This is a genomic window from Serratia sp. CY43202, assembly GCF_052168755.1.
Classification (GTDB): Bacteria; Pseudomonadota; Gammaproteobacteria; order Enterobacterales; family Enterobacteriaceae; genus Serratia; species Serratia bockelmannii.
Genome location: NZ_JBJNMB010000002.1, coordinates 755,916 through 776,525 on the forward strand (window position 1 = coordinate 755,916; position 20,610 = coordinate 776,525).

The window sequence follows — 20,610 nt, forward strand, 5'->3', positions numbered from 1 at the left end:
CGATGAAAACGGAACAACCGTTATGGGGCAGGGGCCAGATGGTTTCTCCCCAGCACTTTCAGCAACAGGTCGCCTATGCGGCCTGGTCTGCGGAATGCATCGCCCAGATGGGCCTGGCCCACCCCTGGGGGGTGATTGATGCCACTTTCGAACCGGATATTCTGAAACTGAGCCGCCTGCAGGCCCGTCATCTGCACGTTCGTTTTCAGGATGGCACGCTGATTGATACCGACAATGCTGACTCACTGCCGCCGGCGTTATCGCTTGAAAATGAATCGCACGACGTGGTGGTTGTCTTGGCACTGCCGCTGCTGCGGGCGAACGGCGGCAACTGCCTGAAACCCGAGGAAGTGGCCGAGCGACCAGTGCGCTATCGCCAGCGCTGGCGAGATATCCGCAATACCTTTGGTGACGACACACGTCAGATCGCAGTGATGCAACCGGCGCTGACGCTGCGTTTTGCTCATCAGAACAACAGTGATTACCTGACCTGCCCGGTCGCCCGTCTGCGGCAAGATTCGCAGGGGCTCTGGGCGCTGGACGAAACCTTTCTTCCCCCTTTGCTGGCGGTGCAGGGTAGCCGCTGGCTGGTCGCCCAACTGGAGCAACTGATGACGCAGCTGCGTGCCCGGTTGAGCCGCCTGATGGCGATGCGCCGGGAAAGTAACGAACGCATGGCTGATTTTGCCGTAGCCGACGTTTCTCTCTTCTGGTTACTCAACGCGCTGAACAGCGCAGAGCCGGTGCTGGGGCAGTTTCAGCGCAACTTGCAAAGCCCTCCCGAGCGGCTGTATCCGGAGCTGGCCCGGCTGGCCGGCAGTTTGCTGACGTTCTCGCTGGAGCATCAGGTGAGTGCCATTCCTGCCTGGCAGCATGAGCAACTCAATACGGTGTTTCCGTCGCTGTTTGATTTACTCGGTGACCTGCTCGAAGCCAGCCTGCCGTCGCGGGTGGTGGCGATTGAACTTGAGCATGATGCCCGGCTTCACTTCTGGCAGGCTCGCCTGCATGACCCACGTTTGCGCGAAGGGGCAGATTACTACCTCTCAGTGCGCTCCCCGATGCCGGTGGCGCAACTGCAGGAGCAGTTCCCGCGCCAGTGCAAAGTGGGCAGCCCGGATCACGTCAGGGGTATTGTCAACTCTTCCCGGATCGGGGTCCCTCTGACGTCCTTGCGGCACGTACCTGCAGCCATTCCGCTGCGCCTGGAAAACCAGTATTTCAGCCTGGATGTTGCGCATCCTCTGGCCATGGAAATGCTCCAGAGCGGCACCTGTATGTTTTACGTTCCCGGGATGCTCGGCGAGCCTGAACTTGAACTCTTTGCGGTACTGAGAACATGAGTGAGCGTAAACGCGGTACCGCCGCGTCCATTGATATCGATGCGCTGCTGCAGGATACCTGGCTGCAGGTTATCAGCCTACGCCACGGCCCGACATTTCAGGATGGGGAAGGGAGAAGGCTGTGGGAGCGTTGCATCGTCGATGTGGAACGCGTGCAGCGGGAACTGAAAGCGAGCGGGCTTGATGAGGCCGGCTGTCGGCATATCCTGACCGCGCAGTGTGCGCTGCTCGATGAAGCGGTCAAAGGCCGTGGCGTAGAGGATGATGCCTGCCTCCAATGGTATGACATTCCTCTACAGGGGCACTTCCTGGGCACCATGGATGCCGGTGACACGCTGTGCGAACGGATGCGTGATGTACTGCGTGAGCCGGTGCCCGACAACGCCGTCGTCACCTGCTTCCAGCGGGTGATGATGCTCGGCTTCCTGGGGAGTTTCCACTCCCTGAACGCCCCAGAGCGTCAGGCGCTCATCAACGCCCTGAGTGAACATGTCATGCCCTTTAGCTATCCGCAGACCCATCCCGTATTGGCGGAAAGCCGTACAGGACGAGGCATGGGCGGCTGGCTGGCGTCGTGGCCTGCACGCCTTGGACTGAGTGTGATCGTTGTCGTCGGCCTGTGGTGGGGGCTGAATCATTGGCTCGATCAGATGCTGCTGACCTTGCTGCCGGGAGCCGTGAAATGACGCCTGCACAACAGCGCGGGCTGGCGTTGTGGGCTGCTCTGTTGAGCGCGGTGGTTTGCCTGGGCTTTTTGCCGGTGTCCCGGCAGGTTTCCGTGCTTATTCTGCTGGCTGCCTTGGGGCTGACTGCGGTGTTCTGGTACATCGCCGGCCGTGGTTCTGAAGACAATGCCACTCTGCCGTTGGACGCCCTCCCGGAAGCCACATATCGCCGGCCGGTGGTTCTGATCTGCGGCGATCTGCCGCTGGCCTGGCCACAGCAGTCACAGGTTATGACTGCCGCGCAGGGCTGCTGGATCCGGGTGGAAGATCATCAGGACCTGGAACAGGTGGCTCGCCGGCTCCTGTGGCAACGCCCGGAGTGGGGGCGTCAGCTGTCGGTGATGGTCAGTGTCTGTCCCCAAAAGCAGGCTGACACCGAAGCGCTGGCCCGCCGCCTGCTGGCCCTGCGTTGGCAAATTAGCCGGCTGCGCAAGGCGATCGGCCATTGCGTGCCGCTGGTGCTGAGTGGCCAGATTGGCAGCGTGATGATGAGAGACAGGCTTTGGCAGGCGGCGATGCAGGGTGAAGGCGTGAGGGTTTGGCGTGAGTCAACGGCGCCTTGTTCGATAGCCACATGGGTCACCACCGGCGGGGCGCCTGCGATGCAGCAGCAGGTGCTGATGAACAGCCTGATGAGCTGGTTCCATCAGCACGTAAAGGCGGTATTTATGGATGAAAATCCCGATGTGCCGGCCATGGCTCCCACCGCGGTGCTGTGGGGGATGGGGCCCATTCTTGTCGGGAGCCTGGCCTCTTCGGCCTGGACGACGTGGTTGTCCCACCACACGGCGATGCGGCAGGTGGCGGGCTGGCAGCCGGTGGGCACGGACAGCACGGTGATGCCCCTGTTTCCGGATTTTGTGTTGCCGCTGTTGCCTGAAGGGCAAGGATTAACGCCACGAGGCCGCGCCTGGCGCTGCGCCCTCAGGTTATTCACGCTGGCGGCCATCGCGGCGCTGCTCAGCAGTGGCTGGAACAATCGTCAGTTGCTGCACCGGGTGAGTTTCGATATCGCCCGTTATGACCGGCTCTCAATGGATGATTCTGGCCCGAAGGCTGAGGCTGTCGCCGTTTTGCGAGAGGATGCCGCGCAGCTGGATAACCTGACACGTAATGGCGCACCGATTCGGATGGGCCTGGGGTTGTATCAGGGAGAACGCCTGCGCATGCCGGTGCTGGATGCCATCCGTTCGTATGTGCCACCGCTATCGCCGCCACCTGAACCTCAATCAAAGCCGAAGCTTGCACCGAAAATTGTGCGCCTCGACAGTCTGTCGCTGTTCGACTCCGGCCAGTCTGTGCTGAAGACCGGCTCCACCAAAGTGCTGATCAACGCCCTGGTCGATATAAAAGCGAAGCCAGGCGGGTTGATTGTCGTTAGTGGGCACACCGATAACACCGGCAACCCGCAGCAGAATCAGACGCTCTCCCAGAGGCGTGCCGAAGCGGTACGCGACTGGATGCGTGATACCGGCGACGTGTCTGAAAGCTGTTTTGCGGTCCAGGGTTACGGCGCAGGCCGCCCGATCGCCACCAACGAGACGTCGGAAGGGCGTGCGCTCAACCGCCGTGTCGAAATCAGTCTGGTGCCGCAGGCCGACGCCTGTCGGATGCCGGATACCCCCTGACGCCATCGCAGGATGATGGCGCATCACAACACAATGGAGAGTAATTTCATGGCAATTCCTGTTTATCTTTGGTTGAAAGACGACGGCGGTGCGGACATCAAAGGGTCTGTGGACGTTCAGGATCGCGAAGGCAGCATCGAAGTGGTGGCGCAGGCGCATAACCTGTACATCCCGACCGACAACAACACCGGCAAACTGACCGGTACGCGTATTCACACGCCATTCCTGTTCACCAAGGAAATCGATGCTTCCAGCCCATACCTGTACAAAGCGGTGACCACCGGTCAGACCCTCAAGTCTGCGGAATTCAAGTGGTACAAGATCAACGACGCCGGCCAGGAAGTGGAGTACTTCAACACCACACTGGAAAACGTAAAAGTGGTGAAAGTGAACCCCGTGATGCATGACATCAAGGATCCTGCCTACGAGAAACACAACCATCTCGAGCAGCTCGAACTGCGTTACGAAAAAATCACCTGGACCTACAAAGACGGCAACATCATTCATTCCGATTCCTGGAACGAACGCGCCACCGCGTAAACCCGATGCGGGCAGAGTCTCTCTGCCCGCTTTTTTGCTGAGCGCCTGCCTGGCACGGGGGTTGAGCAAAGAAACCTACTATCTGCCTGCCTGACCGTATGCGCTTTGGTCTCCCAAATGGGAAACAGCGAGGGGCGGTAGCGTGCCCGGAAGCCATCAAGAGAGAGAAAAATGGAAAACCCAGCCATCCTGTTACGTCGTTTGAATCCTTACTGTGCCCGCGCCCTGGAAGGCGCCGCCTCCCTGTGTCAGACCCGCGCCCATGCGGAAATTCTGCCGGAGCACTGGCTGCTTAAATTGCTAGAGCAGGGTGAGGGCGACTTGACGGTACTGGCGCGCCGCTATGAGTGGGATATGGATGCGTTATGGCAGGATTTGCTCCGTTGGCTGGACAAACAGCCGCGATCCGTGCGCCGCCGTCCGCAGTTATCTGACAGCATTCAACAGCTCATGCAGCAAGCCTGGCTGATTGCCTCGCTGAGGGGGGAGGAACAGATCCGCAGCGTCCATTTGCTGATGGCGCTGATTGATAAACCGCAGCAGGTGCGTTGCGATGGCCTGTGGCCGTTGCTGACGCTTGGGCAGAACCAGCTCGAACGTTTACGGCCATTACTGGATGCGCAGTCGGATGAACGCCCGGAGATGCAGCAAGAGGCTGCGCTGGCCCACCGTGGCGGGGAGGTGGAAAGCGCCGCACTTCCGGTAGCGGCCACTGCGTATAAAGAGGGCGAGCTGAGCCCGGCATTGCAGAGCGTGCTGGATAAATTCACCCTCGATGTGACCGCCAAAGCGAAAGAAGGCAAAATCGACCCGGTCTTTGGCCGCGATAGCGAAATCCGCCAGATGGTGGACATTCTTTCCCGTCGCCGCAAGAACAACCCGATCCTGGTGGGGGAACCTGGCGTCGGAAAAACCGCGTTGGTTGAAGGGCTCGCGCTGCGTATTGCCGAAGGCAACGTGCCGGAATCTCTCAAACCTGTCATCCTGCGCACCCTCGATCTCGGCCTGCTGCAGGCGGGGGCGGGCGTGAAAGGCGAATTCGAACAACGTCTGAAAAACGTCATCGACGCCGTGCAACAGTCGCCGGTGCCGGTTCTGCTGTTTATCGACGAAGCGCACACCCTTATCGGCGCGGGCAATCAGGCGGGTGGCGCTGATGCGGCTAACCTGTTGAAACCGGCGTTGGCTCGTGGCGAGCTGCGCACCATCGCCGCGACCACCTGGAGTGAATACAAGCAGTACTTTGAACGCGACGTCGCGCTGGAGCGCCGTTTTCAGCGGGTGAAAGTGGATGAGCCGGATGACGATACCGCCTGTCTGATGCTGCGGGGCCTGAAATCTCGCTACGCGCAACACCACAACGTGCACATCACCGACGATGCGGTGCGTGCCGCGGTCACGCTGTCCCGCCGTTACCTGACCGGCCGCCAGTTGCCGGACAAAGCCGTGGATCTGCTGGACACCGCAAGCGCCCGCGTACGCATGAGTCTCGATACCGTTCCGGAGGCCATCGTTCGCCTGAAAGCGCAACTGACTGCACTGGAACTGGAAGAGCAGGCGCTGCTGGAAGATATTGCCGCCGGCAGTCGCCGTCAAGGTGACCGCCTGGGTGCCATTGCGCAGCAGCGGGCTGAACGGGAAGCGCGAATCCAGGAGCAGGAAGCCCGTTTCAGCAACGAAAAGGCGCTGGTGCAGCAGTTGATGACCAGCCGTCTGGACATCAGTCAGCAGGCTGACATTGCCGATTTGCAACAGCAGCTTGAGCAGGCGCAGCAGGGTGATGTGCTGGTTCAGGCGGATGTGGATGCCCGCACTGTCGCGAATGTTATCGCCGACTGGACCGGCGTGCCGCTGTCCTCCTTGATGAAAGATGAGCAGACCGAACTGTTGAACCTGGAAAATGAAATCGGCCAGCGTGTGGTTGGGCAGGATGCCGCGCTCGACGCCATCGCTCAGCGCCTGCGCGCGGCGAAAACCGGGCTGACGGCGGAAAATGGCCCGCAGGGCGTGTTCCTGCTGGTCGGCCCGAGCGGGGTCGGCAAAACCGAAACCGCGCTGGCGTTGGCGGATGTGCTGTACGGCGGTGAAAAGTCCCTCATAACCATCAACCTCTCGGAATATCAGGAGCCGTACACCGTTTCCCAACTGAAAGGCTCCCCGCCGGGTTACGTGGGTTATGGCCAGGGCGGCATTCTGACGGAAGCGGTACGCAAGCGTCCCTACAGCGTGGTGCTGCTCGATGAAGTGGAAAAAGCCCACCGTGACGTGATGAACCTGTTCTATCAGGTATTCGACCGCGGTTTTATGCGCGACGGCGAAGGGCGCGAAATCGACTTCCGTAACACCGTTATTCTGATGACCTCCAACCTCGGCAGCGACTCCCTGATGCAGTGGCTTGATGAGCAGCCGGAAGCAACCGAAGGTGACCTGCACGAATTACTGCGCCCGATATTGCGCGACCATTTCCAGCCGGCCTTGCTGGCTCGCTTCCAAACCGTCATTTACCGGCCACTGGCGGAGACGGCAATGCGCACTATCGTCGGGATGAAACTCGGTCAGGTCAGCCAGCGTATGAACCGCCACTACGGTCTCAACACACATATCGACGAGAGCCTGTATGACGCTCTCACCGCCGCCTGTCTGCTGCCGGACACCGGCGCTCGCAATGTCGACAGCCTGCTTAATCAGCAAATATTGCCGGTGCTAAGCCGGCAGTTGCTGACTTATATGGCCGCGAAACAGAAGCCGCAGTCGTTACACCTTAGCTGGGATGAAGACGAGGGGATCGGGTTGGTGTTTGACGCTCTGCAACCGAACGTTTTGTGACGTGATATCAGACAGTTGCCACGCAATCGTAGTTCACCTCCACTCAGGAAAATAAAAATCATGAAAATGTTCAAAGCTCTATTTCTTGCCATGTTGATGACCGTACCAACGTTAGCGTTAAGCGGGTGTGGCACGCTGGACAGGGGAATGAGTTACCAATCGACATATCGAGGATTTGACAGGGATAAGACGGTGGGGAGTCAGGCTGTCCTATGGATATACACGTTAGGCGTTATACCTATTTTTTACATTGTGTCCATGCCCGTTGATCTCGTCGTTGATACGGTTCTGCTTCCTTGGGATCTTAATGCCAGCAGAGATAGCGATCGTAAAGCGCCAGCCTCAATAGTGACTCCCTTTCGGGAGTAGCAGGGAAGTAACGGTGCACTACAAATGATGCTGAACAACGCTGAGGTTTTGACGCGTTACGGAAACCGCCCGCGGTCTGATGGGCTCCGACTCAGCCGCAGGGAGTGGAAACGCCGGCGTACCGGCTGCAAAATAATAAGGACATCATCATGAGCGCAAACCCGATTTCTTTTTTCAGCCACAACCACCATCTGCTGACGGTGAAAGGCGGTGCGTCAGCGCTCGATGTGCTGGCGTTTACAGGCGATGAGGCACTAAGCCGGCCGTTCAGCTACCGTATTGAGTTCACAAGCTTTGACCCTGCCATCAGCAAAGAAATGATGCTGATGAAAGCCGCCTCCCTGACGCTGCAGGCCCCGGTGGACCAGGGCTGGGGCATCAAGGTGCAACAGCCGGTGCGCGTGGTGCAGGGGGTGATCACCGGCTTTGAGCGTTTTGGCTCCTCCGCCGACCAGACCCACTACGCCGTTACCCTGCAGCCGCGCCTGGCGCTGCTCGACCGTTCGCACCAGAACGCCATCTATCAGGATATCTCCGTCCCGCACATCGTGGAAAAAATCCTGCGTGAGCGCCACGGCATGCGCGGCCAGGATTTTCTGTTCTCGCTGACACGAGAATACCCGCGCCGCGAGCAGGTGATGCAGTACGGCGAAGACGATTTGCACTTTATTACTCGCCTGCTGGGCGAGGTCGGCATCTGGTTCCGCTTTACCACCGATACGCGTCTGAACATCGATGTGGTGGCGTTTTACGACAGCCGGCAGGGGTATGAGACAGGGCTGACGTTACCGGCGGTGCCGCCATCCGGCCAGCACTCAACCGGCGCGGACGCGGTCTGGGGGATGACATGCCACCACCAGGTGGTGCAGAAACAGGTCAGCACCCGCGATTACAACTACCGCCAGGCCACCGAAGACATGAATACGCAGGTCGACGCCACCCGGGGGGACACCACCACCTACGGCGATACCTATCACTACGCCGACAACTACCTGACGCCGGGCAGCACAGACGATAACAACCCGGCCCCGGAGTCCGGGGCGTTCTATGCCCGTATTCGCCATGAACGCTACCTGAATGGCCAGACGCAAACGCAGGCCCTCACCAGTTGCCCGACGCTCTCCCCGGGCCAGCTACTCAACGTCACCGGCGGTGATGACGTGGCGGAGGTGTTTGCTCAAGGCGTAGTCATCACGGCGATGCACAGCCAGGCCCGCCGTGACCGGGATTTTGAAGTGTCATTCAGCGGTATCCCTGACGGCAACGATTTTAGCTTCCGCCCCGAGCCCGGTGCCCGCCCGGTGATGGCCGGCACGTTGCCGGCGCGGGTGACCAGTACCACCGAAAATGACACCTACGGTCATATCGATAAAGACGGCCGCTACCGCGTCAACCTGCTGTTTGACCGCGATAACTGGGAAACCGGCTTTGAAAGCCTGTGGGTGCGTCAGTCCCGTCCGTATGCCGGGGACACCTACGGTCTGCATCTGCCGCTGCTGGCGGGCACCGAAGTGGCGATTGGTTTTGAGGACGGCAACCCGGACCGGCCGTACATCGCCGGGGTGCTGCACGATTCGGCGCACGGCGACCACGTCACTATCCGCAACTATAAACGCAACGTGTTGCGCACCCCGGCGAACAACAAAATCCGCCTCGACGATGAACGGGGAAAAGAGCACATCAAGGTCAGCACCGAGTACGGTGGCAAGAGCCAACTGAACCTCGGGCACCTGGTAGACAGCGAGCGGCAAAAGCGCGGCGAAGGTTTTGAGCTCAGAACCGACGGGTGGGGGGCGATACGCGCGCAGAAGGGCCTCTTCATCAGCGCGGACGGCCAGGCAAAGGCGCAGGGGCAGGTACTGGCGATGGAGCCGGCCATCAGCCTGCTGAAAGGGGCGGTGAATCAGGTTGCAGAATGGGGAACGCTTGCCCAGACCCACTACAACTTTGCACCGGATGCGCAGCCTCTTCAGGCGCTTGCTTCAGCTGCCAGTGAGCTGAAAGAACCGACGGTGTTGCTCTCTGCGCCGAAAGGTATTGCCGCCGTCACACCGGAAACGGCATTGCTGCATACAGGGAAAGGTCTGTATCTGCAAAGTCTGGGCGAGGTGAATATCAGCGCGGCGCAGCGTTATTCAGTCAATGCCAGCCAGGCCATCTCCATACTGGCTCATCAGGAGGGCATGCGCCTGGTCTCTGCCAAAGGCCCGCTGGCGGTGGAATCCCACGCAGATACGCTGTCCCTGACGTCGATGAAAGATGTCACGGTACAGTCCACCCAGGGACATTTGCAACTGACGGCAAAGAATGGGATCACGCTTGCCTGTGGCGGTGCTTACATCCAACTGACCCCACAGGGCGAAATCAATGTGCATGGTCCTGGTCTGCTAAGCCTCAAAGGGCAGCACAAATTACAGGGCCCGACGAGTGAGGATTATCCGCTGCCTGAATTGCCTTCGTCGGTGTGCAAAGAGTGTCTGAAAAAGGCGCAGCAGGCTGCACAAGGCTTTGTGCCAAGGGAGGTATAAGTGAACATGACACGCATTGCTGACTGGGTGAATCTGCTGGAGCAAACCTGCGCTAATATTGAAATGGCCCACCTTGATTTTATTATCGACCAGTGCGGTATCGATTTTTCCGTCATTCCTGTACTCCGGAGTTTTTCACCGCCTTTAGCATGGCAGTCTCTCTACCAGGGGCTGCCGGAAGAGGCTTTACCCGATGAGTCGCCGCTGTTGATCAGGATTTCGCTGAATGATCCTCAGCAGAAACAGTGGTTTATTGAGTTAGCTCAGAAAATACAAAAGACCGCCCCGCTATTGGTTCTCGGTTCTCGTTGGCCTTTCGCTATTCTGGCTGAATGGTTAACGACCTGTACCGACGCGACCCATGAGGGGCGTGCCGGGCTGTTCAGATACTTTGATGCCCGTATTTTCCCTTATCTGTTTTCTCATATTTTGTCATCCGAACAGCAGGTTCAGTTGCAGCGTCCTGCACTGTTCTGGAGTTGGCTGGATCTTGACGAGAAGCCGGCATTATTGCTGGGGCAAGGGGCTCAACCCGCAATCAATGAGAAGTGCCAGAACATCGCTTTTAGCGATAGCCAGTTTGAATCCCTGATGTGCATCTGCGACGTAAAGTTGATGCTTCGCTATCGAGACGTTCCCGCTACTGGATTTACCTCTCAGGATGAACGGTTTACTGCCTGTTTCAACGGCATGCTTTCAGCCACTGCCGAAGGAATACTAGGGGATAAAGAGCGTCAAGACTGGGTGATAGATACCCTGAGCGAGCGGCCTGCTGAACAGGCCTAAACGCGGAGTTATGGTGCTGCTCATCTTCTGGAGGGGCAGCATTATGCCATCCCGAAAAGCCATGGCTAAGCAAAACGCACATAACCTGTTAATTCATCAAAGGAATGTAAAATGAAAACACGACACTACCTCGTGGCACTGGGTGCGCTGTTGCTGGCGGGCTGCAGTCAGCCGACGGCGAAGGCCAAAACCCGAAGCGGTGGCGGTGGGATTATTGTCGCCATCAACCACACCAAATGGGCGATCAACCATTTCAGCGTCGACGGTCAGTCGGGGATAGACATTATCGGGCCCTATCAGGGCGGCGGTGGTGGCTGCTGCTATGGCGTGCCGGCGAAATGGCGGCCGGGTATGACGGTAAAAATCGACTGGGAAACAGGGGTGGGCGATATGGACGGATTTCCAGGGTTTGGTGATGATGCGAAATATCTGGCCTGGGAAAAAAAAATGAAGGCTCAGAATAAGCAGCACAGCACGGTGGTGCCGGTGCCGGACTATACGGGGCAGAAAACCTGCGGGATCACGGTGCATTTTATGCCCTGCGATGAGGTGAAGGTGACGACCAGCTGTGTGAGCCCCGGCCGACCGGGCTATCCGATCAACGAGCCGCTGCAGATGCCGGAGCCAAAAGTATGTCCGAAATAATCACCGATCTGGCGTGGTTCCTCTTCTGCAATGCTTAGCCATGCCATCCCGAAAGCCATGGCTAAGCAAGACGCACATAACCTGTTAATTCATCAAAGGAATGTAAAATGAAAACACGACACTACCTCGTGGCACTGGGTGCGCTGTTGCTGGCGGGCTGCAGTCAGCCGACGGCGAAGGCCAAAACCCGAAGCGGTGGCGGTGGGATTATTGTCGCCATCAATCACACCAAATGGGCGATCAACCATTTCAGCGTCGACGGTCAGTCGGGCATTGATGCTATTGGGCCCTATCAGGGCGGCGGTGGCGGCTGCTGCTATGGCGTGCCGGCGAAATGGCGACCGGGTATGACGGTAAAAGTCGACTGGGAAAGTGGTGAGGCATCTACAAAAGGGTTTCCGGGATTTGCAGATACGGAAAAGTACTTGGCTTGGGAAAAGAAAATGAGTGCGAATAACCAGCAGCACAGCACGGTGGTACCGGTGCCGGACTATACGGGGCAGAAAACCTGCGGGATCACGGTGCATTTTCTGCCCTGCGATGAGGTGAAGGTGACGACCAGCTGTGTGAGCCCCGGCCGACCGGGCTATCCGATCAACGAGCCGCTGCAGATGCCGGAGCCAAGAGTATGTCCGAAATAATCACCGATCTGGCGTGGTACCCGCCGGCGTTTCCGGCTCAGGGGCGTTTACCCACCCAGGCTGCGCTGGTTGGGGCCAACTGCGCCCGGCAGGACAGCCATGAGCTGACTTACCGACAGGCGTTATGCCTGGCGGCCGGGCGGCGCGTGGCGCCCCCCTGCTGCAAGACCCTGCATATCAGCCTGTTTTTCGACGGCACCGGCAATAACCTCAATCACGACTTATATATTGCTAAGCCGAAGCACCCGACCAATATTGCTCGGTTGTTCCGCGCTACCATCGGCCAGGGCTACGCCGGGGGGGGGGCGGATAACACAGAGGAGCTACTGGATGCCATCGGCAGCGGCGAGGATAAATACTACAAATATTATATTCCCGGCGTCGGCACGCCTTTCCCCGAAGTGAACGATCTGGATTTCAGCATGATGGGGCTGGCGGCGGCGACCCACGGGGAGGATCGTATCAACTGGGGCCTGCTGCGGCTTATCGACGCCCTGAAGAGGACGATGGGGAGCGATCCCCTGTCGGACGACGAGAGCTGGAAGGCGGTGGACAAAATGGCGACCTCGATGGCGTCCTTTGGGCTGACCGGCAGCGCTAACCGTTTTGAGACCTTCCAGCGCCTGCTGAAGGAGATGTCACCCGAGCTGCAAAAGGCGCTGATACCCGCCGAGCCTGGAAAGCCGAAGCTGCTAGGGATCAAACTGTACGTGTACGGCTTTTCGCGCGGGGCAGCGGCGGCGCGGGCCTTTGTTCGCTGGCTCAGCGAGCTGCTGCCAAAGCCTGAAGAGGGGCAGGACAAGCCCGAACAGTGCCTGGCGGTGGGGGGGCTAAAAATCCCGCTCAGCGTCGAGTTTCTTGGCCTGCTGGATACGGTAGCCTCGGTGGGGGTGGCACATATCGCCCCGGTGGCGGAAGGGCACATGGGCTGGGCCGACGGAACCCAGGAGCTGCCGGCAGAGAAGACCTACGGCGGGTTGATCAAAAAGTGTGTCCACCTGGTCTCTTCCCACGAGCAGCGGCTGTGCTTCCCGCTGGATTCGATCCGTCGCCCGGATGGTCAATATCCGGCTCATAGCGAGGAAATCGTCTATCCGGGCATGCACTCGGATTTAGGGGGCGGCTACCCGCCGGGGGATCAGGGAAAGGCAAATGGTGATAACGATAGTTTACTGTTGTCACAAATTGCGTTGAATGACATGTATGCCGCTGCTTTTGAATCAGGAGCCCCCTTAAAAGTCCCGGAAGATGCATTACCAGATGAATTAAAAAATGTGGAATGGAGAAAGATGACTTTAGATGTACTTAAAGCATTTTTTGTTCATAAAACTCTTTCCAATCGTTTCAACGCCTGGCGTGAGCTAACCCTGGGGGTGACCATCACCTCCGATCCTATTTCCCCCGAACAGGCAGCAAAATACGATCCGCCGCGCGCGCCCGTCAGCCTGGAGAAAGCCATTGAAAATCAGCTGGGTTGGATCACGGCGTGGCGCATCAACCGCTATGCCGGGGGAAGCTACAAGACCCAGCGTTTTTATGTCGATTCGGCGGCGAATGGGCTGGATAAAGACAGCGATCCGCTGGTCAGAAAGCAGTCTGAGAAAGACAGAGAAGCTGCACAGAAAAAAGTTAACGATGATCGTCGGGATATGAAAACGCAACATAATCCGGATGATGGCTTCCTGAAGCTCCCGCCGGGGCCGAAGGATTTTGATGCGGCGCTGGGGCAGACTCAGCTGCGTCAGGCGGCGGAGGAGTTCAGAGAGGATTATCACGGCCTCTCCCGAACCAGTACCGGGAACTGGTATTTTAGTATTGCTGATTCAATGAGTAACGCTATTTTCCTGCTGAATAATGATGATGAGTACGGCGAGTGGTTGAGAATAAAAACCGCCGGAGACGATCGCGTAAAAGTGCTTTTCCCGCTTACCGGGGAAGCGAGTAACGCCACGCAGCCTGCCGGGCTGGTGCGGGCGCTATTTGACGATCAGATCCACGATTCCCGCGCCTGGTTTATGCACAACGCCTTCGGCTCCCGTGAACCCTGGGGCAGCTATTTCCTCTACCGGATGATCTATTTCGGCAGCCGCAGCAGTAAACCGATGACGCCATTGATGATTGCCGGTGCGGTGGTGGGGGTTGCGACACTTGCAGCAGGCGCGGCCGTGATCATCAAACAGAAAAGCGTGAAGGGCAAACTGGCGGGCCTTGCCGGTACCGTAGGGGCTATTTATCTGGAAACTCAGGCGATCGATCTGCTTTCTGGTAAGCCTTTGCCTATGCTGCTCAATGCCGCACAGCTGCAGGCGCCGACAATGGAACCCGGTGTGATTGTCGCGCAGCAAACGCAGGCGATCGGTGAACAACGCTTGGCGCTGGCAAAGTCGCTGATTGAGTCCGGCTGGGCGGAAAAGCTTAAATCGACCGTGACGGCATAATTCATGGAGGGATGACGGATGAAAGCGATCATACGTGAGGGCGATACCCTGCGGGAGTACGGCGGGAAAGTGCTGGGCGGGCATTATCTGTGCTTCGGCAAAGGGATTGCCTGCAAAGGCGATGCGGTAAAGTGCAATAAGCATGGTATGACGGCCATCAGCGAAGGCAGTGCGTTATCGGAGGCAGACGGGCAGCCGGTGGCATTGCACGGCCACCGCTGCGCCTGTGGTTGCACGCTGGTGAGCTCTTTCCCTGATTGCGGCATTGCGCTGTGAGGCCGTTACCGAAGTATCCACCCTACCGGATCGCGCATCCGCCTGATGTTAAACGCTGGCTGTCAGTGGGTGCGCTGCTGGTACTGTTGTGCGCAGGCGGCGGTGCACTGCTTCATTCTGCTGGGAGCCGCGTTGGGCTGATGATTAAAGGGATGGCTGGCGCGGCGGTTCTGCTGGGCGTGCTCTGGTTAATGCGCTTGCTGTATTACCGGGTTTCGGCCTATAACGCCCGGTATTATGCGCAGCTGGTTGAACAGCAGCAGCAGGCCTGGTGGGAGCAGCATCAACGCCGTTTCGCGCTCAGTGAAATGGTGTTGCTGGGCCCGGCCGGAACCGATGCGCCACACTGGCTGCGGTTGTTACAGCGGGAGCATCGGGTTCCTGAGATAAAAAATGAGTCGAGCGGAAAAGCGCTGCGCATCGGCCGGACGTTGGTCGACTCGGTGGCTGAACGAGAGACTTTGTTGGCAAAAATGCTGGTGCTGCAGTGGCAGACGCAAAACGCAAATTCCCCCCTCCCGCACATACGGCGCTGCTACTGGCTGGGTTCCCTGGTGGCCTGGCGGGCATTTTGCGCGCAAATGCAGCTTTCGTTTGTTGACGCTGCGCTACCCGAAAAGCCGGAGAAATGGCAAGGCGAAGAGACGTTGTCAGTACTTGCCGCCGTCGCTCAAACGCTCCCGGAGACCGAAGCCATTCTGGTCGCCGGGTGCCATTCGATGACGGCCTCGTTTAACTCAGAGCAGCCTGCCGGTGAGTCTGCGGCTTTGTGTCTGGTGGCTCATAAAGGCCTGGTCAGCCTTACCCGAGGGGAGGTCTACGATCCCACCGGGAAAGAGGTTTTAACCGCAGTCAGCGAGCGAGCGGAGCAGCAAAGCGAAATCGAAAAGGCACCTGACGCTTGCATGCTGTTCTCACAGCCCACGTTACCCGTGCTGGCGCAAAGTGGCTGGAATGTGACTCATCACGTCCAAGATCTCAACTGGGGCAACCCGGGTGAGATGGAGATGCTCATCGTGCTGGTCCTGGCAGCCTTGTATGCCAAACAGTATCAAGAACCCTGCGGCTGGATAGCCAAAGATCCTCTACACACTCTCGCACTTGGAATTATTAAACCTTATGGAGAAGGAAAATAAACCCGCTGAATTTTCTGTGGTTTCCACAGCGGTGTTGTTTGTTGCTACTGTCACGTTGCTTGTGCTGGCAGGTGGATTGCTGTGGTGGTACTGGGAGAACGATCTCTCCACGGAATGGAATGTGCTACGCCAGATCATGACGGCCTGTTTTGTTGTCTGGGTAGCGTCGCTCTGTGTACTGGTACTGGGTTTTATCGCGTTTCATTTAGTGATTCGGGATAACGTGATGGGAGACGCTTCTTCCAGACCAGTGAAAAAGAAAAGCCCCTCCCGGTTGCCGCTCAAGGCAGACATCGCCAGTTATCTCCGCCAACGTTATACCTTCTTCTGGCGCCAAAAAGTCCGTCTCCTGCTTGTCACGGGCGATGAAGCCGTTATCGAACGGCTGGCACCGGGCCTTCAGCAGCAGCAATGGCTTGAAGGCAATCGCACGGTGCTGATTTACGGCGGCAGTCTGGCATTAGAGAGGGACAGTGATAAATACACCGCGCTGCGCAAGCTGCGCCGGGGCCGTCCGTTGGATGGCATCGTGCGGATGCTGGCTGAAGGCCAGGATCTTACCCCGCAGATGAGCGATAGCGATCTGCGGGGGCTGGAGAAAATTGGCGAGGCGCTACGCTATTCTGCCCCGGTCTATCTGTGGCAGCTGTGTGGCAGCAACTGGCCGCAGGCGGGGCGTAAATCTCAGCCAATTGGGGTGACGTTCCCGCCGCGAGCCGCGCCGGAAAATGTGGCTGCGCAGCTTAACGCGCTATTGCCGCAGCTGCGTGAACAAGGGCTTTCTCAGGTTGCAGAAAATCGCAGCTATGATTTTCTGCTGCGTTTGGCGCAACAGTTTGAACAGGGGGAAAGCGAACGCTGGAAAACGCGTCTGGCTCCCTGGCTCTACGGTTCCCAGCAGCAAGTCCCGCTACGAGGGCTGATGTTCAGCCTGAATGGCGAAGACGAACCGGCAATCGAGGCCGTTGGAATCGATGCTCGTCGCGCTCACCTGCATGCCCTGACCCTGCCGGTAACCTGGCAGGGCATCGTCGATGACTGTACCCGGGTTCGTGGGCGTCGGGTGGGGATGGCGTGGGAGCAGGCGCTCGTTTGGGCACTGTTGGGCATCATTGGCGTCTGGGGGACGGGGCTGTTGCTCTCCTTTGCGCTGAATTATAGCCAGATAACTTCCGTGGCAGGAAAAGCCCGCGTTTTGGTGGAACACCCTGCCATTTCCGATAGTCAACTGACCGGCCTGCATGATTTGCGTAATGAGGCTGGTCGACTGCAACAGCAGGTTGAGGATGGCGCCCCGTGGTACCAGCGTTTTGGGCTGGGCCACCATGCGCAGTTGCTGAATGCCATGTTGCCGTGGTATGGCGTGGCGAATAATCGTCTGATTCGTGACCCGGCGAATAATGCCTTGGCGCAGAAGCTCAGCGCCCTGGTCAATTCAGCGCCAAACAGCGACCAGCGCATCAAGCTGACGAAACCGGGTTATGACCAGCTTAAGGCCTGGCTGATGATGGCCCGTCCGGATAAAGCCGACGGTGCATTCTACGCGCAAACCATGAAAACGGTGCAGCCAACGCACAGGGGCATCTCAACCGGCCTGTGGCAAAGCCTGGCGCCGGATTTATGGGCCTTCTACATTTCCGAGCTGCCGAAGCAGCCCCAGTGGAAAGTTACCCCGGAGGCGCAACTGGTGAGCCAGGGGCGTCAGGTTCTGTTGCAGCAGATTGGTCGCCGCAACGCAGAAGGCGCGCTGTATGAAAACATGCTCAAGTCAGTACGCCGCAACTTCGCCGATGTGACACTGGAGGACATGACCGGCGGCACCGATGCGCGCCGCCTGTTTACCACCGATGAGGTGGTGCCGGGCATGTTCACCCGTCAGGCGTGGGAAGGCGGCGTTCAGCAGGCAATTGATAAAACGGCGAACACGCGTCGGGATGAGATCGACTGGGTGCTGAGCGACAACCGCAAAGCGCTATCCGCAGAAATCTCCCCGGAAGCACTGAAAGCGCGGCTGACCCAGCGTTACTTCGCCGACTTTGCCGGCAGCTGGCTGAACTTTCTCAACAGCCTGCGGCTGAACCCGGCGCATAACATCGCCGATGTGACCGACCAATTGACGTTGATGAGCGATGTGCGCCAGTCCCCGCTGATTGCGTTGATGAACACGCTGGCCTGGCAGGGGCAGACCGGGGAACAGGGGGAAGGACTGTCGGATTCCATCATTAAATCGGCAAAAGATCTGATCGGCAGTAAAGATAAACCGGTCATCGATCAACATGCTGCAGGCCCACAGGGGCCGCTGGATGAGACCTTCGGGCCGCTGCTGGTCCTGATGGGGAAAAACAAAGCCGGTAACGTGATGTCCGCGGATAACTCGCTCAGTTTGCAGACCTATCTGACCCGCATCACCCGCGTGCGATTGCGGTTGCAACAGGTGGCAAACGCGTCCGATCCGCAGGCGATGATGCAAACGCTGGCACAGACCGTTTTTCAGGGCAAAAGCGTGGATCTGACTGATACCCAGCAGTACGGCAGCCTGGTGGCGGCTAGCCTCGGGGAGGAGTGGAGCGGATTTGGCCGCACGCTGTTTGTGCAGCCGTTGACCCAGGCCTGGGAAACCGTGTTGCAACCGTCCGCCGCCAGCCTGAACGAACGCTGGCGCCGTTCGGTGGTCACGAACTGGCGCACGGCGTTTGATGGCCGCTTTCCGTTTAGCGTCGGCAAAAGCGATGCGTCCTTGCCGATGCTGGCCGAGTTCATCCGCAAGGATACCGGACGTATAGACCGCTTTCTGACGGCAGAGCTCGGCGGGGTGCTGCACAAAGAAGGCAGCCAGTGGGTGCCGGATAGCGCCCACAGTCAGGGCCTCACGTTTAACCCGGCGTTCCTTAAAGCCGTTAACCAGCTCAGCCAGCTGTCAGACATTCTGTTTACTGACGGTAGCCAGGGCATCAGCTTTGAGCTGCAGGCGCGCGCGGTGCCTCAGGTGGTGGAAACACAGCTGACGATCGACGGCCAAAAGCTGCACTACTTCAATCAGCTGGCCGACTGGCAGTCGTTCCGCTGGCCGGGGGAAAGCTACAAGCCGGGGACGATGCTGACCTGGACGTCAGTCCATGCCGGTGCGCGCCTGTTTGGGGACTATACGGGGACATGGGGGTTCATTCGCTGGCTGGAGCAGGGGAAACGTCAACAGCTTGACCGCAGCCAATGGATGGTGAGCTTTACGGCACCTGACGGAAGAACGCTGCAGTGGGTGCTGCGCACCCAGTTGGGCAACGGGCCGCTGGCGCTGCTGGGGCTACGCAATTTCAGTCTGCCGGATAGCGTATTCAGCGTAGAAACCTCAGCCGCCGAGCAGGCGCTGATCCGTTCGGAGCCCTCAATCCTGGATGAGGAGGAATAATGGCCGCATTACAGAATGTACTTCACGCGTGTGGAGTGGGTGAAGATGCCTTGCTGAGCCAGGCCCGGGCGCGTAGCGCTGACTGGGCGAGCTGAGACATCGGGTTCGGGAGCCTGAGGATGAAGGGGCCAGAAGGCGGTTTGAGATAGCCTGTCTCCGGTTGTTGTTTCCCGATGAATGAACGCCACATCTACAAGGAAAGTCAGATGAAACATGCATTATTAAGCCCGCTGCTGGCGGGATTGCTGCTGCTAACCGGCTGCTCACAGCCTGCCGCTCAGGCAGGGGGCGGTGGTGGCACCATCGACGCCATCAACCACACCAAATGGGCGATTAACCACTTCAGCGTGGATAACCAGTCGGGCATCGACATTATTGGCCCGTTCCAGGGCGGTGGCGGCGGTTGCTGCTACAGCGTGCCCGCCCGGTGGACGCCGGGTATGACGGTGCGTATTGACTGGGAAAGTGGGGAGGGTTCATCAGCTGGTTTCCCCGGATTTGCTGATGAGGATAAGTATCTTGTCTGGAAAAAAGGCATAGATGCCCAAAAACGTCAGCACAGCAAAACCGTCCCGGTTCCCGACTATACCGACCAGGATGTCTGCGGCATCACGGTGCACTTTTTGCCTTGTGATGACGTGAAGGTCACGACCAGTTGCTACACCTACGGCAGTCCGGCCTACCCGATAAAAGAGCCCATCAGGATGAAGGAGCCCAAAGACTGTCCGAGATAGCCTGTCTCCGGTTGTAGTTTCCCGATGAATGAACGCCACATCTACAAGGAAAGTCAGATGAAACATGCATTGTTAAGCCCGCTGCTGGCGGGCCTGCTGCTGCTAGCCGGTTGCTCACAGCCTGTCGCTCAGGCAGGGGGCGGTGGTGGCACCATCGACGCCATCAACCACACCAAATGGGCGATTAACCACTTCAGCGTGGATAACCAGTCGGGTATCGATTCTATAGGTCCATTCCAGGGCGGCGGCGGCGGTTGCTGCTACAGTGTGCCCGCCCGGTGGACACCGGGTATGACAGTGCGTATTGATTGGGAAACCGGAGTGGGTTCATCTGCTGGTTTCCCAGGATTTGCCGACAGAGCTAAATACAAGGCATGGATAGCAGATATTGACGCCCAAAAACGTCAGCACAGCAAAACAGTCCCGGTACCCGACTATACCGACCAGGATGTCTGCGGCATCACGGTGCACTTTTTGCCTTGTGATGACGTGAAGGTCACGACCAGTTGCTACACCTACGGCAGTCCGGCCTACCCGATAAAAGAGCCCATCAGGATGAAGGAGCCAAAAGACTGTCCGAGATAGCCTG

14 protein-coding genes and 1 pseudogene are annotated in these 20,610 nt (G+C 58.4%); all 15 read left to right on the plus strand.

What is annotated here, in order from left to right; translation table 11 throughout:
• The first annotated feature begins 2 nt into the window (after positions 1-2).
• Positions 3-1,343, plus strand: a complete 1,341-nt coding sequence (gene tssK / locus ACJ8J5_RS05410; protein WP_197780369.1) for a type VI secretion system baseplate subunit TssK — start codon at positions 3-5, stop codon at positions 1,341-1,343.
• The gene (gene tssL, locus ACJ8J5_RS05415; protein ID WP_173890200.1) at positions 1,340-2,029 is read left to right on the plus strand and encodes a type VI secretion system protein TssL, short form; all 690 of its coding nucleotides are present in this window, start codon (positions 1,340-1,342) and stop codon (positions 2,027-2,029) included. The genes tssK and tssL overlap by 4 nt, the downstream gene beginning before the upstream one ends.
• Positions 2,026-3,740, plus strand: a pseudogene (locus ACJ8J5_RS05420) (OmpA family protein). Before tssL ends, ACJ8J5_RS05420 begins: the two are co-directional and overlap by 4 nt.
• A 4-nt stretch (positions 3,741-3,744) precedes the next feature.
• On the plus strand, positions 3,745-4,236 hold the full coding sequence (gene hcp / locus ACJ8J5_RS05425; RefSeq protein ID WP_060447717.1) for a type VI secretion system effector Hcp: 492 nt from the start codon (positions 3,745-3,747) through the stop codon (positions 4,234-4,236).
• A gap of 171 nt (positions 4,237-4,407) precedes the next feature.
• Positions 4,408-7,062: a type VI secretion system ATPase TssH gene (tssH, locus tag ACJ8J5_RS05430; RefSeq protein ID WP_414104470.1), complete on the plus strand. Its 2,655-nt coding sequence runs from the start codon at positions 4,408-4,410 to the stop codon at positions 7,060-7,062.
• 518 nt (positions 7,063-7,580) lie between these two features.
• A complete protein-coding gene (locus ACJ8J5_RS05435; protein WP_414104471.1) occupies positions 7,581-9,959 on the plus strand; it encodes a type VI secretion system Vgr family protein in 2,379 nt (792 codons plus the stop codon).
• 6 nt (positions 9,960-9,965) lie between these two features.
• Positions 9,966-10,745, plus strand: a complete 780-nt coding sequence (locus ACJ8J5_RS05440) for a DUF4123 domain-containing protein (RefSeq protein ID WP_244590508.1) — start codon at positions 9,966-9,968, stop codon at positions 10,743-10,745.
• 111 nt (positions 10,746-10,856) lie between these two features.
• Positions 10,857-11,390 (plus strand): DUF3304 domain-containing protein, encoded by a 534-nt coding sequence (locus ACJ8J5_RS05445; protein WP_414104472.1) that lies wholly within the window; start codon positions 10,857-10,859, stop codon positions 11,388-11,390.
• Positions 11,391-11,497: 107 nt separating this feature from the next.
• A complete protein-coding gene (locus ACJ8J5_RS05450; RefSeq protein ID WP_414104473.1) occupies positions 11,498-12,031 on the plus strand; it encodes a DUF3304 domain-containing protein in 534 nt (177 codons plus the stop codon).
• Positions 12,019-14,469 (plus strand): T6SS phospholipase effector Tle1-like catalytic domain-containing protein, encoded by a 2,451-nt coding sequence (locus ACJ8J5_RS05455; RefSeq protein ID WP_414104474.1) that lies wholly within the window; start codon positions 12,019-12,021, stop codon positions 14,467-14,469. The genes ACJ8J5_RS05450 and ACJ8J5_RS05455 overlap by 13 nt, the downstream gene beginning before the upstream one ends.
• Before the next feature lie 18 nt (positions 14,470-14,487).
• Entirely contained in the window at positions 14,488-14,745 is a 258-nt protein-coding gene (locus ACJ8J5_RS05460; protein ID WP_060448531.1) for a PAAR domain-containing protein, read from the plus strand.
• Positions 14,746-14,885: 140 nt separating this feature from the next.
• The gene (locus ACJ8J5_RS05465) at positions 14,886-15,881 is read left to right on the plus strand and encodes a hypothetical protein (RefSeq protein WP_244590503.1); all 996 of its coding nucleotides are present in this window, start codon (positions 14,886-14,888) and stop codon (positions 15,879-15,881) included.
• A complete protein-coding gene (locus ACJ8J5_RS05470) occupies positions 15,865-19,287 on the plus strand; it encodes an ImcF-related family protein (RefSeq protein WP_414104475.1) in 3,423 nt (1,140 codons plus the stop codon). The genes ACJ8J5_RS05465 and ACJ8J5_RS05470 overlap by 17 nt, the downstream gene beginning before the upstream one ends.
• A gap of 206 nt (positions 19,288-19,493) precedes the next feature.
• Positions 19,494-20,021 carry a DUF3304 domain-containing protein gene (locus ACJ8J5_RS05475; RefSeq protein WP_197825712.1) on the plus strand — a complete coding sequence of 176 codons (528 nt, stop codon included), beginning with the start codon at positions 19,494-19,496 and terminating at the stop codon, positions 20,019-20,021.
• A gap of 57 nt (positions 20,022-20,078) precedes the next feature.
• Positions 20,079-20,606: a DUF3304 domain-containing protein gene (locus ACJ8J5_RS05480; RefSeq protein WP_414104476.1), complete on the plus strand. Its 528-nt coding sequence runs from the start codon at positions 20,079-20,081 to the stop codon at positions 20,604-20,606.
• Positions 20,607-20,610 lie beyond the last annotated feature (4 nt).